This window comes from Micromonospora sp. NBC_01412 (assembly GCF_045040215.1).
GTDB classification, from domain to species: Bacteria; Actinomycetota; Actinomycetes; order Mycobacteriales; family Micromonosporaceae; genus Micromonospora; species Micromonospora rubida.
In genome coordinates, this window is record NZ_CP109528.1 from 2,474,650 (window position 1) to 2,489,743 (window position 15,094).

Below are 15,094 nucleotides of genomic sequence, written 5' to 3' on the forward strand. Positions count from 1 at the left end.
AACTCGAAGCGAGCGAGCAGATGGGTGAAACCCCTTCCCGCTCGGCCGACGCCGGCACCGGCGGGACCCGCGTGGCCTCAGGCCAGGAGCGGCCCGCCGGCGCCTCGGCGCGTGTGGCCGAGTCACCAGTCAGCACCCGTACCCCGGGAGGGGACGGCCTCGGCGGCGGCGGTGGCCTGCCCCGGGCGCGGGCCTTCGGCGCGGAGCGCGCGTTCCGCGGTCTGACCCTGGCCGCCGGCACCACCGTCCTGGTGATCATCGCCGCCATCGCGGGCTTCCTGATCGCCAAGGCGGTGCCGGCCCTGCGCGCCGACACCGCGAACTTCTGGACGTACGAGGGCTGGTCGCCGAACGACACCGCCCCGAGGTTCGGCATCGGCACGCTCGCCTTCGGCACGGTGCTCAGCTCCGCGCTGGCCCTGCTCATCGCGGTACCGGTGGCGCTGGGCATCGCGCTCTTCCTCTCCCACTACGCCCCGCGCCGGCTCGGCACCGCCCTCGGCTTCCTGATCGACCTGCTCGCCGCCGTGCCGAGCGTGGTCTTCGGGCTCTGGGGGCGGGACGTCTTCGTCGCCCCGGTCCGGGACTTCTCCGCCTGGCTGAACCAGTACTTCGGCTGGATCCCGATCTTCGGCGGCGACGGCCCGTTCGGTAAGTCGATCATGCTCGGCTCGCTGGTGCTGGCGATCATGGTGCTGCCGATCATCACCTCGCTCTCCCGCGAGGTGTTCCTCCAGACCCCGACCGCGAACGAGGAGGCGGCGCTCGCGCTCGGCGCGACCCGCTGGGAGATGATCCGCACCGCCGTCCTGCCGTACGGCCGCCCCGGCATCATCGCCGCGGTGATGCTCGGCCTGGGCCGGGCGCTCGGCGAGACCATCGCCCTGGCGATGACCCTCGGCATCACCTTCGGCATCTCGTTCAACCTCATCGAGAACGGCGGTAACACCATCGCCGCGAACATCGCCAACGCGTTCGGCGAGGCGAACGACACCGGACGGGGCGCGCTGATCGCCTCCGGCCTGGTGCTGTTCACCATCACGTTGATCGTCAACATCACCGCGCGGGCGATCGTCCACCGCCGCCGGGAGTTCACGGAGTCGGCCGCATGACCACCACCGTCGCCAACCACCGCACCCGGCCCCCGGCCCAGCCGCCCAGCCTCCGGGCAAAGCGACTGCCCCGGTACGCCGCCCCGGCGATCGCCCTGGCGGCCGTCGTGGTCGCCGCCGCGATCGTGTACGGCGCCGGCATCGGCGGCCCGGTCCTCGTCGTGGTCCTCGCCGCGCTGCTCCACCTGGCCGGCCTCTTCGCCGCCAGCAACGCCGTCGAGGGGCGGCGGTCGGCCCGCAACCGCATCTGGAGCGCGCTGATCCACTCCGCGTTCGTACTGGCCGTCCTGCCCCTGGCCTCGGTGGTCTGGACGCTGGTCAGCAAGGGCGTCGAGCGCCTCGACGGCGACTTCTTCGGCACCTCGATGAACAACATCGGGGCCCGGGACCCGAACGGCGGCGCGTACCACGCGATCGTCGGGACGCTGGAGCAGGTCGGCATCGCCGCGCTGATCACCGTCCCGCTCGGCATCCTGTGCGCCATCTACATCGTCGAGTACGGCCGCGGCCGGTTCGCCTTCCTGATCCGGTTCTTCGTCGACGTGATGACCGGCATCCCGTCCATCGTCTCCGGCCTGTTCGTGCTGGCGTTCTGGGTGCTGGTCGTCTCGCCGGTGTTCAACGACGGGCGGCCGGGCTTCTCCGGCTTCGCCGCCGCGCTCGCGTTGAGCGTGCTGATGCTGCCCACCGTGGTCCGCTCCACCGAGGAGATGCTGCGGCTCGTCCCCGCGCCGCTGCGCGAGGGGGCGTACGCCCTCGGCGTGCCGAAGTGGAAGACCATCCTGCGGGTCGTGCTGCCGACCGCGCTGCCCGGCATCGTCACCGGCGTCATGCTCGCCGTCGCGCGGGCGGCCGGCGAGACCGCGCCGGTGCTGCTCGTCGCCGGCGGTGGCGCGGCAATCAACTTCAACCCGTTCGAGAACAACCAGTCGTCGCTGGCCCTCTTCGTCTACCAGCAGGCCGGCGACGCGTCGCGGTACGCCCCGGCACGGGCCTGGACCGCCGCACTGACCCTGGTCGCCCTCGTGCTGATCCTGACGGTCGCGGCGAAGCTGCTGGCCCGCCGGAACCGGCTCGGCCGATGAACCCCGGAGGTACCACCACCATGGCCAAGCGCATCGACGCCTCGAACGTCACCGCCTACTACGGCGCCTTCAAGGCGATCGAGGACATCAACCTGACCGTCGAGCCGAAGACGGTGACCGCCCTGATCGGGCCGTCCGGCTGCGGCAAGTCGACGTTCCTGCGGTCGATCAACCGGATGCACGAGGTGCTGCCGGGGGCCCGGGTCGAGGGCGACCTGACGATCGACGGGCAGAACATCTACGACCGCGACGTGGACGTCACCGCCGTGCGCCGGATGATCGGCATGGTCTTCCAGCGGCCGAACCCGTTCCCCACCATGAGCATCTTCGAGAACGTGGTGGCCGGCCTGCGGCTCAACGGGCTACGCAAGAAGTCCGTCCTGGACGAGGCGGCCGAGCGGGCGCTGCGCTCGGCGAACCTGTGGGACGAGGTGAAGGACCGCCTCGGCAAGCCGGGCGCGGGCCTGTCCGGCGGTCAGCAGCAGCGGCTCTGCATCGCCCGGACGATCGCGGTCGAGCCGCAGGTGGTGCTGATGGACGAGCCCTGCTCGGCGCTGGACCCGATCTCCACGCTGGCCATCGAGGACCTGATGTTCCAGCTCAAGGACAAGTTCACCATCATCATCGTCACGCACAACATGCAGCAGGCCGCCCGCGTCTCCGACCGCACGGCCTTCTTCTCCATCGAGAAGACCGGCGACCCGGGCCGCCTCATCGAGTACGACAACACCCAGAAGATCTTCAGCAACCCGAGCCGAAAGAAGACCGAGGACTACATCACCGGCCGCTTCGGCTGACTGTGAGCCAACCACTTGGCTCCGACGCCTGCGCTACCCGACGGTGGCGGCTACGCGCCGCCCCTGCCGCTTCCCACGTCGTCGGCCGCACTGATGGCCCAGGGTCATTGCGTTGTCGCGGGTGCGGTGCCGGTCGGCCCGGGGCCCGTGGCCCGGGGCGGAGCTGCGGGCGGGGCGGTCGATGCCGTGGGGCGGTGCCTATGGAGCTGAGTCGTCCACGTCATCACCGCCGGTCGGGCCACCGCCGTCGCGTCACCCACCGCCCCGTCGGATCGTCGCTTACGGTCGCCGAGCACGGCGAGCATGGCTGATGTCGTATTCGACTCAGCTCCATAGGCACCGGGAGACACACCCGCCGTGGAGCGGCACCCACGCCAGGACCCCCCAGACCTCCTGATCGAAGCGCTCCCGCCCGACTTCGCAATCGCCCTGGCTGGTGGCCGACGCCATCGGGTGCGTGAGGGTGTCCAGCAGGTCGCGGTCGACGTGGAAGAACGCTTGCCTGAGCAGGCCGCGAACGTGTTAAGGGTTCGTCGGTGCCAAGGCCCCGAACGTGAGATCAGCCAGGACGCCGAGATCATCCCGCCCCTCGCTTTCGACCCAGCTGCCCAAAGCGACCATCAGGCACCCCAGCGCAGGTCGCCAACTCGCTTGCTTCTCGTGAAGCCGCCCCCAAAGCGCCCGTCCTCCGGCGGGGCCGTCAGGGCAGGTTGCCGTTGCCGCCGAGGTTGGCGACCACCCGGCGCATGACGTCGATCGCGGCGGCGTACTCGTCGGGGGTGATGCCGGCGTGCACCCGCGCGTGGAACCGGGATGTGCGGTCGCGGGCCCGCAGCCGGCCGGCCTCGCCCGCCTCGGTGAGCGTGAACGTTCCGGCTTCCTCGGTCATCCAGCCGCGCCCGATCAGGTTGTCGAAGACGCCGCCGAAGTCCGTGTCAAGGTCGTCGTACGGCGTCAACCGCTCGACGAGCGCCGCCCGGCTCCAGCTGCCGGGGGCACCGGCCACGTGGTTGAGCGTCCACCAGTGCGGCTGGGTGAGCTGCTCGACGGCCAACTCCGCCCGCAGTCCCCCCACCACCCGACGGCAGGTCTCCCCGCTCCACCAGCCGATGGGCTGGGCGGCGAGCTCCTCCCGGCTGTACTCCTTGACGTCCACTGTGGACTCCTATTTCCCCCGTTGGCGGACCCGACACGCCCACGCTAGGAGTTGAAGCCGCCTTCAGGTCAAGGCGCTCAGCCGAGCACGAATCGAGGCTCGCCGTCCTCCGGGAGGTCCAGGCGGGGGGTGATCGGGGTGGCGGCGTCCCGGGTCGCGGACGCGCGGGCCACCCCGGCGAGGTCGCCGGCCGCGGCCACCTGGGCCAGGGTGACCAGGGTCGGCGGCAGCATGGTCAGCTCGCCGGCCTCCGCCCGGGCCAGGGCGTCCGCCGGGCGTACCCACATCGTGTGGTCGGCCTCCCCGGAGACGTCCCGGGTCCGTTGCCCCTGCGGCAGCAGGGCCACGAAGAAGTACGTGTCGAAGCGGCGCGGCTCGAACTCCGGGGTGATCCACCGGCTCCACGGCAGCAGCAGGTCCGACCGGAGGGTGAGCCCTCGGCCGGCCAGCAGGTCGGCGAAGCCCCTTCGACGCGCCTCCAGGTCCTGCCGCGCGGCCTCCCAGTCGTCGCCGCTGACGTCGCCCACCACAGTCGCGGCGTCCGGGCCGGCCAGCAGCACCCCGGACTCCTCGAAGACCTCCCGGGCGGCGGCGCACACCACAGCCTGGGCGGCGTCCGGCTCGACGCCCAGCCGCCCGGCCCACGCCGCCGGCTCGGGCCCGGCCCAGTCGAGGTGGGCCTGGGAGTCCGACGGGTCCACCCCGCCGCCGGGGAAGGCGTACACGCCGCCGAAGACCATCGCGGCGACGCGGCGGATGACGTACACCTCGAAGTCGGCGCCGGCCGGGCGGAGCAGCAGCACGGTGGCCGAGACCCGGGGCCGCGCCGGCGGGCCGCCCTCGGCGCGGAAGCGGCGGGCGTGCTCGACCAGGGCCGGCGGGGCGGCGAAACCGTCGCTGTCGATCGTCATGCGCCGAGCGTAGTCCCGCAGGGTGGATGGGCCGGTTCGGCGGACGTCGGGGCCCGCACCGGCCCCGGCTAGCGTGGCCGCATGACACGTTGGGGGATTCTGGCCACCGGCCACATCGCCGGCCGCTTCGCCGAGGACCTCCGGCTGGTGCCCGGAGCCGAGCTGGTGGCGGTCGGCTCGCGGACGCCGGAGGGCGCGCGGCGGTTCGCCGACAAGCACGGCGCGGAGCGGGCGTACGGCTCCTGGGCGGAGCTGGCCGCCGACGACGAGGTGGACGCGATCTACGTGGCCACGCCGCACGTCGCGCACCACGAGGCGACCATGACCTGCCTGGCCGCCGGCCGGGCGGTGCTGGTGGAGAAGCCGTTCACCCTCGACCTGGCGGACAGCACCGAACTGGTCGAGGCGGCCCGTGCCCGAGGGGTCTTCCTCATGGAGGCCATGTGGATGCGGACGAACCCGCTGATCCTGCGGGTGGTCGAACTGATCGCCGAGGGGGCGGTCGGGCGGGTCACCGGCGTGCAGGCGGACTTCGGGGCGGCCGGGCCGTTCGCGCCGGAGCACCGGATGCGGGCCCGCGCGCTCGGCGGCGGGGCCCTGCTCGACCTGGGCGTCTACCCGGTCAGCCTGGCCCACCTGCTGCTCGGCGTCCCGCAGCACGTCCGGGCCTGGGCGAAGCTCGGCCCCGAGGGGGTCGACGAGAACACCGGCATGGTGTTCGGGTACGACGCGGGGGCGGTGGCGACGCTGAGCTGCGGCATGATCGGGGCCACCCCGATGGTCGCCTCGATCACCGGCACCGCCGGCCGGATCGACCTGCCCGCCCCGTTCTTCCGGCCGCCGTCGGCGACCCTGCACCGGGCCGGGGCCGACCCGGAGACGATCCCCGCCGACCTGACCGGCGGCGGCTACCAGTACGAGGCCGCCGAGGTGCAGCGCTGCCTCGCCGCAGGGCTGACCGAGAGCCCGCTGGTCCCGCACTCGACCACCCTTGAGGTGATGGCCCTGCTGGACGCCGTCCGGGAACAGGTCGGCGTGCGCTACAAGTGAGGCGGAGGGGCTCCCCACGTCGACGCGGGGAGCCCCTCCGAACCCGGCTGTCAGCCGAAGAGCGGGCGGACCAGCAGGTACGTGACGCAGGCGATCAGCGCCGCGGCCGGGAACGTGATGATCCAGGCGATCACGATGTTGCCGGCGACGTTCCAGCGCACGGCGGAGAGCCGCTTGGTGGCGCCCACACCCATGATCGCCGAGGTGATCGTGTGGGTGGTGGAGATCGGGGCCTTGAGCACCAGGGCGTTGAAGTAGAGCACCGCGCTGGCCACCGTCTCGGCCGCGAAGCCCTCCGGCGGGCCTAGGTCGATGATCTTGCGGCCCAGGGTCCGGATGATCCGCGCGCCGCCGGTGTACGTGCCGGCCGCGAGCATGGTCGCCGAGGTCCAGAACACCCAGCCCGGGATGTGGCTCGTGTCGCTCTGGAAGCCGCCGGTGTAGAGGGCGAGGACCACGATGCCCATGGTCTTCGCGGCGTCCTGCATGCCGTGGCCGACGGACATGGCCGCCGCCGAGGCGGTCTGCGCCCAGCGGAAGCCCCGGTTGAGCTTGCCCGGGTGACCGTTGCGGAAGGCCCAGAGGATCGCCAGCATCAGCAGGTAGCCCAGGGTCAGGCCGATGATCGGCGAGAGCACCATCGGCAGGATGACCTTCTCGCCGATGGTGCTCCACTGCACCACGCCGCCGGTGGCCAGCAGGGTCGCCCCGACGAGGCCGCCGAACAGCGCGTGCGAGGACGACGACGGCAGGCCGAAGTACCAGGTGATCAGGTTCCAGGCGATCGCGCCGAGCACCCCGGCGAAGACGACCCCCAGGCTCTCGATGCCGGTGGGCAGGGTGACCAGGCCCTCGCCCACGGTCTTGGCGACGCCCGCGCCGAAGTGCGCGCCGACGAAGTTGCCGACCGCGGCGAGGGCGAGCGCGATCCTGGGTGTGAGGGCGCGGGTGGAGATGCTGGTCGCGATCGCGTTCGCGGCGTCGTGGAAGCCGTTGGTGTAGTCGAACAGCAGGGCCACCGCGATCACCGCCAGCACGGCGATGAGTTCGGGACTCACAGGATCAGGACTCCTTGACCGCGATGGTCTCGACGGTGTTCGCCACGTGCTCGAAGGCGTCGCAGGCCGCCTCCAACTCGTCGGCGACCTCCTTCATCTTGAGCACCGTCAGGGCGTCATACTCGCCGGAGAAGAGGCGGACCAGCAGCATCCGGTACACCTGGTCGCCGTCGTTCTCCAGCCGGTTGCACTCGATCCAGTAGTCCTCAAGATCCTTCATCGACTTCAGCCGGGGCATCGCCTCGGCGGTCAGCTTGGCCTGCTGGTCTAGCACGTTGACCAGATCGTGCAGCTCACGCGGGAGCGACGGCAGCTTGGTCAGGCCGTAGAGGTAGAGCAGGTTGCCCACGGCCTCCAGATGGTCCATCACGTCGTCGAGCAGCGAGCCCAGGCGGTAGATGTCCTCGCGGTCGAACGGGGTGATGAAGGTAGAGTTGATCTTCTTGTACAGGTCGTGGGTGATCTGGTCGCTGTCGTGCTCGACCTCGGTGAGCCGCTCGCTCACCGACTGCACGTCCACGCCGGGCAGGGCCAGCTCGTTCAACAGCGCAGTGCCCCGCACCAAGTTCTGCGCGGCCCTGGTGAAGAGCTCGTAGAAGGCGCCCTCGGTGGGGCGGAAGGAAAACTTCACAGCCTGGACCTCGTCGTGTCGGTGGAAGGGCGGCGGACGCCCCGGAGGGTGCCTGCAGTGGGAATGCTAGGAAACGGCAGAACCACGAATTCCTCGGCCCACCCCCGGCAAGCCGCCATTTACTGGTCGTTCACCTGCCGTTCACCTTGACCGGTCAATCGCAGGACAACCGCCTACGCTCCGCCGCCACGTCGAAGTCCGCCGGCGGATACCCCAGATCCAGGTCGCCGAACGTCTCCCGCAGCAGGTGGGCCACCGCCCAGTCGCGGTACCACTTCCGATCGGCGGGCACCACGTACCAGGGCGCGGCATCCGTGCCGCACCGCTCCAGGGCCTCGGCGTACGCGGCCTGGTAGTCGTCCCAGCGGGCCCGGGAGTCCAGGTCGCTCGGGTTGTACTTCCAGTGCTTGGCCGGATCGCTCAGCCGCTCCGACAGCCGTTCCCCCTGCTCGGCGTACGAGATGTGCAGCATCACCTTCACCAGGGCCACCCCGGTGTCCGCCAGCTCCCGCTCGAAGGTGTTGATCTTGTCGTACCGGGCCCGCCAGGTGGCCTCCGGCACCAGCGACTCCACCCGGGCGATCAGCACGTCCTCGTAGTGCGAGCGGTTGAAGATCCCGACGTACCCGGGCGGCGGCACGGCACGCCGGACCCGCCACAGGAAGTCGTGCCGCCGCTCGGCGGCCGTGGGCGGGCCGAACGAGCGGATGTGCAGCCCGAGCGGATTCATCGCGCCGGCCACCCGCTTGATCGTGCCGTCCTTGCCGCCGCAGTCCATGGCCTGGAGCACCAGCAGCACCCGCCCGGGGCGACCCCGTTCCAGGCCCGCGTCAGCGGTCGTCGGGGCGCTCGCCGGGGCATCCGGGCCGGCCGCGCCCTTGGCGGCGGCGAACAGCATCTCCTGCTGTCGCCCCAGCCCCACGCCGACCAACGCCACCTGCTGCCGCGCCCACTCCTTGCGAGCGCCGCCGCGCCCCGCCGCCGCGGGCAGCCCCGGCGTCGACCGGGGATCGACCGCCCCCAGGTCCACCGCGCCGCCGCCCACCCGCAGCAACTCCCGCACCGTGCCGCCCTCCGGCGCCACGACCTCCACTCCACCGAACGCGTCCATCCCCGGATCATCGCCCACCCCGCTCCCTCCCGCCCGGCGAGCGCCCGAGGGGTGGGGTCACGTTTGGGGTGGGTGGGGCGTCGAGGGCTTGGGGAGAATTGTGGGATGGGGAGGTGGGAGCCGTGGGAGAGCTGGTTGCGGAGTTCGAGGCGGAGCGGGGGCGGCTGACGGCCGTGGCGTACCGAATGCTGGGCGGCCGGAGCGAGGCTGAGGACGCGGTCCAGGAGACCTGGTTGCGCTGCTCCGGTGCGCTCGGTGATCCGGCGCAGCGGGCGAAGGTGGGGAACCTGGGGGCCTGGCTGACCACCACCTGCGGGCGGATCTGTCTCGACGTGCTCCGCTCGGCCCGGGTGCGCCGGGAGACGTACCCGGGGCAGTGGCTGCCCGAGCCGCTGGTGGACCCGTATGATCCCGGGCCGGGCCCGGACGGGTTCGCCCCCGACCCGGCCGAACGGGCGGTCCGCGCCGACCAGCTCGGCACCGCCCTGCTCGTGGTGCTGGAACGGCTCAGCCCCGAGCAGCGGATCGCCCTCGTGCTGCACGACGTGTTCGCGGTGCCGTTCGACGAGATCGCCGGGGTGCTCGGCGGCACGGCGGTGGCCGCCCGGCAGCTCGCCTCCCGGGCCCGGCGGGCGGTCGGCGCGTCGGACGCGCCCCGGCACACCGCCGACCCGGCCGAGCAGCGGCGGGTGGTCGCCGCCTTCGTCGCGGCGACCCAGTCGGGCGAGCTGGCCGAGCTGGTCCGGGTGCTCGCCCCGGACGTGGTGCTGATCGGCGACGGCGGCGGGCACTTCCCGGCCGCCCTCCGGCCGGTCACCGGCGCCGACGCGGTGGGCCGCTTCACCCTGGGCCTGTTCGGCCAGGCCGGCCGCTACGGCGGCCGGGTGCGGGCCCGGCCGGTGCTCGTGGACGGGTCACTCGGGTTGCAGTTCGAGACCCCGCACAGCAGCGGCCGGACGCTGCGCCTGGTCACCGCGTTCGCCGTGCACGACGGTCGGATCACCGGCATCTTCAACCAGCTGAACCCGGACAAGCTGACCCGGCTGCCCGACATCGGGGCGGAGGCCGACTGGCCGCCGCGCTGGTGACGCCCCGGCCGGCGGGCGGGCTCAGACCACCAGGGCCAGCCACTTCCGGTACGCCGCCGCGAACGGCTCGCTGCCGTCGCCGAGCGCGACCAGCAGCCGGCGGGACGCGGCCTCGGCCTCGGCGACCAGGTCGACCGGGTAGCCGAAGCGCTCCCGGTGCTCGGCGAACTCGTCCTCGTCGCGCAGCTCGACCAGCCCGGTGCCCCGGCGGCGCACCACGTCCAGGTCGAGATCGACCAGGTGGACGGTGTCGTCGCCCTCCCAGCGGGCTGGGGTGGTGATGTCGCAGTAGACCTCGCTGGTCCGCGGCGGCGGGTTGAACATCCCTGTCCACCAGGCGTGCCGCGGCACCAGCAGCACGAAGGGGATCCGCTCCACCGAGGGCCGGCCGTGGTAGACCGACTCGGTGCCGGCCGGCACTCCGAGCCAGACGCCCAGGTCGTCCTCGGCCAGCCGACGGGCCGGGTAGTCGCGGTGGGCGCTGCCGTCGTACTTGCGGTAGATCACGCGGACCACGTCGCTCGGCATGAGTCGCACCCTAGTCGATACCGCCCATCAGTCGCGCGGGAGAAATAACGGGATGCGACCCGTGGGATTCCGTAGGGTGACCCCGCCACGCGGGGCGGGGCGCGCCCGGCGTCGGCGGCGGCGGGTACCGTCGCACGGTGACTCCGCCGCGCATCGCTCCCGGTTCCGCCCTCCCCCGCAGCGCGTCCCGGCGGCGCGGGAAGCGGGCGAGCGCCGGGGAGTTGCTCGCCGCGGCGGTCGGCGCGGTCCCCGGCGGGGCGGCCCGCCCCGGCCAGCAGGAGATGGCCACCGCGATCGAGGAGTGCGTGACCTCCCGCGAGCACCTGCTCGTGCAGGCCGGCACCGGCACCGGCAAGTCGCTGGCATACCTGGCCCCGGCGCTGACCGTGGACGGCCCGGTGGTGGTCTCCACCGCGACCCTGGCGTTGCAGTCCCAGCTCGTCGAGCACGACATGCCCCGGCTCGCCGACGCGGTGGAGCCGCTGCTCGGCCGCCGGCCCACCTTCGCGGTACTCAAGGGGCGGCACCACTACCTCTGCCTGGCCCGGCTGGACAACTCGACCGAGGACGAGCCGACGGACACCCTCTTCGACGCCGTGGAGCCCCGGGCCGGCGGCGGGGGCGGGAAGTGGCTCGGCGAGGCCGGCCGGATGGGCAAGCAGGTCCAGCGGCTGCGGGACTGGGCACTGGAGACCGACACCGGCGACCGCGACGAGCTGGACCCGGGCGTCGACGACCAGGCGTGGCGGCTGGTGTCCATGCCGGCCCGGGAGTGCGTCGGGGCATCGCGCTGCCCGTTCGGCGCGGAGTGTTTCGCCGAGGCGTCCCGGGCCCGGGCCCGCGAGGCCGACGTGGTGGTCACCAACCACAGCCTGCTCGCCGTCGACATGCTCGCCGGGCGGCACATCGTGCCACCGCACAAGCTGCTCATCGTGGACGAGGCGCACGAGCTGGCCGACCGGGTCTCCTCCGCCGCCCAGGCCGAGCTGGTGCCGGAGCTGATCGAACGGTCCGTCCGGCGGGCCCGCCCGCTGCTGCGCCCGGAGGTCGCCGAGCGGCTCGCCGAGGCCGGCGGCGCCCTCGCCGCCGGGCTGGCCGAGGTGCCGGCGGGCCGGCTCACCGCCGGGCTGCCGGGGCCGCTGCGCGAGGCGTGCACGCTGCTCGACGCGGCCACCCGGGCCGCCCTGGACACGATCGGCGAGGTCAAGTCCGACGACCCGGACCCGGTGCGCAAGCAGCAGGCCAAGGCGGTGCTGGACGAGCTGTCCGCCACCACCCAGCGGCTGCTGGAGGAGGCCGAGCACGACGTGGCCTGGGTGGAGAAGTCGGACAACGGCAGCCGCCGGGCGCTGGTGGTGGCCCCGCTCTCGGTCGCCGGCACCCTTGCCACCCACCTCTACGACGAGCGCACCGTCGTCGCCACCTCGGCGACCCTGGCGCTGGGCGGCCGGTTCGACACGGTGGCCCGGGCGCTGGGGTTGGACGCGCCGCCGCCCACCCCACCGTCCCCGGCCGCCGCCGCGCTGGCCGTCGCCACGGCCCGCGGTGACGCCCCGCCCGGTGCCGCCCCGGTCGCCGCCGCGCCGGGCAGCCGGCCCACCACCGGCACCGTCCCGGCCACCGAGGGGCCGGGCTGGCGGTCGCTCGACGTCGGCTCGCCCTTCGACTACGCCCGGCAGGGCATCCTGTACGTCGCCGCACACCTGCCCCGCCCCAGCGTCTCCGGGCTGCCCGAGGCGGCCGGCGAGGAGCTGCTGGCGCTGGTCGGCGCGCTGGGTGGGCGTACCCTCGGGCTCTTCTCCTCGCGGCGGGCCGCGCAGCAGGCGGCGGAGTTGCTGCGGGCGCGGACCGACCTGCCGGTGCTGCTCCAGGGCGAGGAGTCGCTGCCGCTGCTGGTCCGGAGGTTCCGCGAGGAGCGGTCGAGCTGCCTGTTCGGGGTGATGTCGCTGTGGCAGGGCGTGGACGTGCCGGGCGACGCCTGCCAGCTCGTGGTGATCGACCGGCTGCCCTTCCCCCGCCCGGACGAGCCGCTCGCGGCGGCCCGCGCCGCCGCCGTGGACGCGGGCGGCGGCTCCGGCTTCGCCGCGGTGAGCGTGCCGATCGCCGCCGTCCGGCTGGCCCAGGGGGTGGGCCGGCTGATCCGGGCCACCGGGGACCGGGGCGTGGTCGCGGTGCTCGACTCGCGGCTGGAGACGGCTCGCGGCTACGGCCCGTTCCTGCGCCGCTCCCTGCCTCCGTTCTGGTACACCACCCGCCCGGAGGTCGCCCGGGGCGCTCTGGAACGCCTCGGCCGGCCCTGACGCAGGCGCCCAGCCGGCCCTGACGCACGGCCCGACGAGAGACGGGCCCATCCCCGCGTGGCGGCGGGGACGGGCCCGGTGGCTCGACGGGACGGTCAGGGCGCCTTCGCGGCGACCACCACTGCGTCCGGCGGGGTGTCCGGCACGGTACGCGCGGCGAGCCGGCGGACCGCCGTGTTGAGCACCGCGATCAGCGGCACCGAGACCAGCGCCCCGGTGATCCCGGCGAGCACCACGCCCGCCGCGATGCCGATGATCACCCCGAGCGGGTGGATGGCCACCGCCCGGCCCATGATCAGCGGCTGGAGGATGTGGCCCTCGACCTGCTGCACACCGACCACCACGCCCAGGATGATCAACGCGGTGACCGGGCCGCTGTCGACCAGCGCGACCAGCACCGCGACGACGCCGGAGAGCGCCGCCCCGACGATCGGGATGAACGCCCCGAGGAAGACCAGCGCGGCCAGCGGGAACGCGAACGGGATGTCGAAGGCGACCAGGAAGGCACCGATGCCCACGGCGTCGATGAACGCGACCAGCACGGTGGCCCGGACGTAGGCGCCCAGGGTCTCCCAGGACGCCCGGCCGGCGTCGTCGACCTTCCACCGGGCGGCCACCGGCAGCAGCCGGACCAGGAAGCGCCAGATCCGGCTGCCGTCGCGCAGGAAGAAGAAGGTGGCGAAGAGCACCAGCACTATGCCGGTCAGCACCTCGGCCAGGGTCGCCGCGGTGGAGACGGCCCCGCTGGTGAACTTCTCGGTGTTGTTGTTGATCCAGGCCTGCGCCTCGTCGATGTACCGGGTGAGCTGGCTGTCGGACAGGTGCAGCGGGCCGGTCTTGAGCCAGTCCTGGATCTGCCGGACGCCCTCGGACGACTTCTTGCTCAGCTCCGGCACGCCCTTGATGAACTCGTTCACCACCAGCGTCAGCGTGCCGATGACGGCGGCCAGGCCGCCGACCAGCACCACCGCCGTGGCCAGCGAGCGGGGCAGCCGCGCCCGCAGCAGCCAGCCGACGGCCGGCGCGAGCAGCGCCGAGAGCAGCATCGCGATGGCCAGCGGGATGATCACGATGCTGATGGTGGCGACGATCTTCAGCAGCGCCCAGAACACCACACCGATGACGATCAGCCGCCACGACCAGGCGGCGGCGATCCGCAGGCCGTGCGGCACGTCGGCGTCGTCGCGGCTGGCGGTGGAGTTGTGCAACGCGGCGGGCGGCTCAGCCCCGACCACCGTCGCCGACGGCGGGGCGGCCGGGCCCGGCGAAGTGGGGGAAGCCACCCCGGCCTCGCCGGAAGAGTCGACGCCGGCCGTCGCCGCGATGCCCGCCGGCCCGCCGGCCCGGCCGGTCGGGTCGGCGCGGGCCCGCCGCACCGACTCCCGGCCCGACTCGTACGCGCGGCGGAGCCGTCCGCGTACCCGCTCGAAGCGGCTCAAGCGCACCTCCCGCATCAGAATCGACCTGCCCGCAGGACAGGGGGGACAGGATACGTCCGTCGCCCCAGCCTAGGGCGGTTCCGCCACACATTGCCCCGGCCCGCATCCGCGTAACCACCAGCGGGACGGCTCGGCCGGACGCGGTACCGTTCCGGCGTGACCGTCGACCAGAACCTCGACTCCGGCCTGCCGATCCGTCTGCTGCACGACCGCGTGCTGGTGAAGGTGGACGGCAGCGAGGGTGAGCGCCGTTCCACCGCCGGCATCGTGATCCCGGCGACCGCCGCTGTGGGCAAGCGACTGGCCTGGGCGACCGCCGTGGGCGTGGGGCCGCACGTCCGCTCGATCGTCTCCGGCGACCGGGTGCTCTTCGACCCCGACGACCGCTCCGAGGTCGAGCTGCACGGCCGGGGATACGTCCTGCTGCGCGAGCGGGACGTCCACGCCGTCGCCGCCGAGCGGATCGAGTCGGAGGCGAACGGCTCCACCGGCCTTTACCTGTAACGCCCCCGGTAGACCCTTCCGCACTCCTCCCCGGGTCCGTCCCGGCTTCTCGCCGTCGTCCACCCCCGGTCGGCGGCGCGTCGTTTGCGGCTGCCGACGACGGGAAGCCAGGCACGTCCAGCGCCCTGGGGAGGGATCGTGCCGGTATTCGTGAAGAAGGTGTTCCTCTGGGGAAGCGTCGCGTTCCTGATCTACTTCGTGGCGTTCCGGCCGGACAGCGCGGCGCAGATGTGCAAGGCGATCGGGGCGGGCCTGATGGCGATGGCCGTGGGCATCGGTGACTTCCTCACCGGCGTGATGACCTGACCGGTCGGCCCACCCCCG

The 15,094-nt window shown here is 73.0% G+C and carries 14 protein-coding genes and 2 pseudogenes; 9 read left to right on the forward strand and 7 right to left on the reverse strand.

Annotated features, from left to right (window positions below; all coding sequences use genetic code 11):
- Positions 1-20 precede the first annotated feature (20 nt).
- From pstC to pstB, 3 genes are read left to right on the forward strand one after another with little or no spacing between them, the layout of a single operon-like run.
- Positions 21-1,112 (forward strand): phosphate ABC transporter permease subunit PstC, encoded by a 1,092-nt coding sequence (gene pstC / locus OG617_RS11275; protein WP_405101068.1) that lies wholly within the window; start codon positions 21-23, stop codon positions 1,110-1,112.
- Positions 1,109-2,197: a phosphate ABC transporter permease PstA gene (gene pstA / locus OG617_RS11280; RefSeq protein ID WP_405101070.1), complete on the forward strand. Its 1,089-nt coding sequence runs from the start codon at positions 1,109-1,111 to the stop codon at positions 2,195-2,197. The genes pstC and pstA overlap by 4 nt, the downstream gene beginning before the upstream one ends.
- 20 nt (positions 2,198-2,217) lie before the next feature.
- Entirely contained in the window at positions 2,218-2,994 is a 777-nt protein-coding gene (pstB, locus tag OG617_RS11285) for a phosphate ABC transporter ATP-binding protein PstB (protein ID WP_396677481.1), read from the forward strand.
- 700 nt (positions 2,995-3,694) lie between these two features.
- On the opposite strand, the gene OG617_RS11290 is transcribed toward pstB, so the two are convergent.
- Positions 3,695-4,150 (reverse strand): MarR family transcriptional regulator, encoded by a 456-nt coding sequence (locus OG617_RS11290; protein WP_405101073.1) that lies wholly within the window; start codon positions 4,148-4,150, stop codon positions 3,695-3,697.
- Positions 4,151-4,227: 77 nt separating this feature from the next.
- The gene (locus OG617_RS11295; protein ID WP_405101075.1) at positions 4,228-5,061 is read right to left on the reverse strand and encodes an NUDIX hydrolase; all 834 of its coding nucleotides are present in this window, start codon (positions 5,059-5,061) and stop codon (positions 4,228-4,230) included.
- Positions 5,062-5,142: 81 nt separating this feature from the next.
- On the opposite strand from OG617_RS11295, the gene OG617_RS11300 reads away from it, so the two are divergent.
- Positions 5,143-6,111, forward strand: coding sequence for a Gfo/Idh/MocA family protein (locus OG617_RS11300; RefSeq protein ID WP_405101077.1), 969 nt, complete (start codon positions 5,143-5,145; stop codon positions 6,109-6,111).
- Positions 6,112-6,161: 50 nt separating this feature from the next.
- Here OG617_RS11300 and OG617_RS11305 read toward each other — a convergent pair whose 3' ends face one another.
- From OG617_RS11305 to OG617_RS11315, 3 genes are all read right to left on the reverse strand, one after another.
- Positions 6,162-7,169: an anion permease gene (locus OG617_RS11305; protein ID WP_405101079.1), complete on the reverse strand. Its 1,008-nt coding sequence runs from the start codon at positions 7,167-7,169 to the stop codon at positions 6,162-6,164.
- A gap of 4 nt (positions 7,170-7,173) precedes the next feature.
- Complete coding sequence (locus tag OG617_RS11310) at positions 7,174-7,800, reverse strand: DUF47 domain-containing protein (protein WP_161686268.1); 627 nt, start codon at positions 7,798-7,800, stop codon at positions 7,174-7,176.
- 154 nt (positions 7,801-7,954) lie between these two features.
- Entirely contained in the window at positions 7,955-8,911 is a 957-nt protein-coding gene (locus OG617_RS11315; protein WP_405103628.1) for a PPK2 family polyphosphate kinase, read from the reverse strand.
- 122 nt (positions 8,912-9,033) lie between these two features.
- Between OG617_RS11315 and sigJ the strand changes: the two genes are divergently transcribed.
- Positions 9,034-9,999 (forward strand): RNA polymerase sigma factor SigJ, encoded by a 966-nt coding sequence (gene sigJ / locus OG617_RS11320; RefSeq protein ID WP_405101081.1) that lies wholly within the window; start codon positions 9,034-9,036, stop codon positions 9,997-9,999.
- 21 nt (positions 10,000-10,020) lie between these two features.
- Here sigJ and OG617_RS11325 read toward each other — a convergent pair whose 3' ends face one another.
- The gene (locus OG617_RS11325; RefSeq protein ID WP_405101083.1) at positions 10,021-10,527 is read right to left on the reverse strand and encodes a DUF402 domain-containing protein; all 507 of its coding nucleotides are present in this window, start codon (positions 10,525-10,527) and stop codon (positions 10,021-10,023) included.
- A gap of 137 nt (positions 10,528-10,664) precedes the next feature.
- Here OG617_RS11325 and OG617_RS11330 point away from each other — a divergent pair.
- Both OG617_RS11330 and OG617_RS11335 read left to right on the forward strand, forming a co-directional pair.
- A pseudogene (locus OG617_RS11330) lies at positions 10,665-12,017 on the forward strand (ATP-dependent DNA helicase); the annotation flags it as partial.
- A 123-nt stretch (positions 12,018-12,140) separates the two neighbouring features.
- A pseudogene (locus tag OG617_RS11335) lies at positions 12,141-12,827 on the forward strand (ATP-dependent DNA helicase); the annotation flags it as partial.
- Between the two features lie 95 nt (positions 12,828-12,922).
- Here the strand turns inward: OG617_RS11335 and OG617_RS11340 are convergent.
- Positions 12,923-14,281, reverse strand: coding sequence for an AI-2E family transporter (locus OG617_RS11340; RefSeq protein WP_405101085.1), 1,359 nt, complete (start codon positions 14,279-14,281; stop codon positions 12,923-12,925).
- Positions 14,282-14,422: 141 nt separating this feature from the next.
- Here OG617_RS11340 and OG617_RS11345 point away from each other — a divergent pair, with 141 nt between their 5' ends.
- Together OG617_RS11345 and OG617_RS11350 are read left to right on the forward strand one after the other, a co-directional pair.
- Positions 14,423-14,770 carry a GroES family chaperonin gene (locus OG617_RS11345; protein WP_396677497.1) on the forward strand — a complete coding sequence of 116 codons (348 nt, stop codon included), beginning with the start codon at positions 14,423-14,425 and terminating at the stop codon, positions 14,768-14,770.
- A gap of 138 nt (positions 14,771-14,908) precedes the next feature.
- The gene (locus OG617_RS11350; protein WP_405101088.1) at positions 14,909-15,076 is read left to right on the forward strand and encodes a hypothetical protein; all 168 of its coding nucleotides are present in this window, start codon (positions 14,909-14,911) and stop codon (positions 15,074-15,076) included.
- Positions 15,077-15,094: the final 18 nt, after the last annotated feature.

What these genes read in the sequence shown, in the direction of transcription:
- pstC (WP_405101068.1), top strand. Translation starts at nt 21, where the DNA reads ATGGGTGAAACCCCTTCCCGCTCGGCCGACGCCGGCACCGGCGGGACC.
- pstA (WP_405101070.1), top strand. Translation starts at nt 1,109, where the DNA reads ATGACCACCACCGTCGCCAACCACCGCACCCGGCCCCCGGCCCAGCCG.
- pstB (WP_396677481.1), top strand. Translation starts at nt 2,218, where the DNA reads ATGGCCAAGCGCATCGACGCCTCGAACGTCACCGCCTACTACGGCGCC.
- OG617_RS11295 (WP_405101075.1), bottom strand. Translation starts at nt 5,061, where the DNA reads ATGACGATCGACAGCGACGGTTTCGCCGCCCCGCCGGCCCTGGTCGAG.
- OG617_RS11300 (WP_405101077.1), top strand. Translation starts at nt 5,143, where the DNA reads ATGACACGTTGGGGGATTCTGGCCACCGGCCACATCGCCGGCCGCTTC.
- OG617_RS11315 (WP_405103628.1), bottom strand. Translation starts at nt 8,911, where the DNA reads ATGGACGCGTTCGGTGGAGTGGAGGTCGTGGCGCCGGAGGGCGGCACG.
- OG617_RS11325 (WP_405101083.1), bottom strand. Translation starts at nt 10,527, where the DNA reads ATGCCGAGCGACGTGGTCCGCGTGATCTACCGCAAGTACGACGGCAGC.
- OG617_RS11340 (WP_405101085.1), bottom strand. Translation starts at nt 14,281, where the DNA reads ATGCGGGAGGTGCGCTTGAGCCGCTTCGAGCGGGTACGCGGACGGCTC.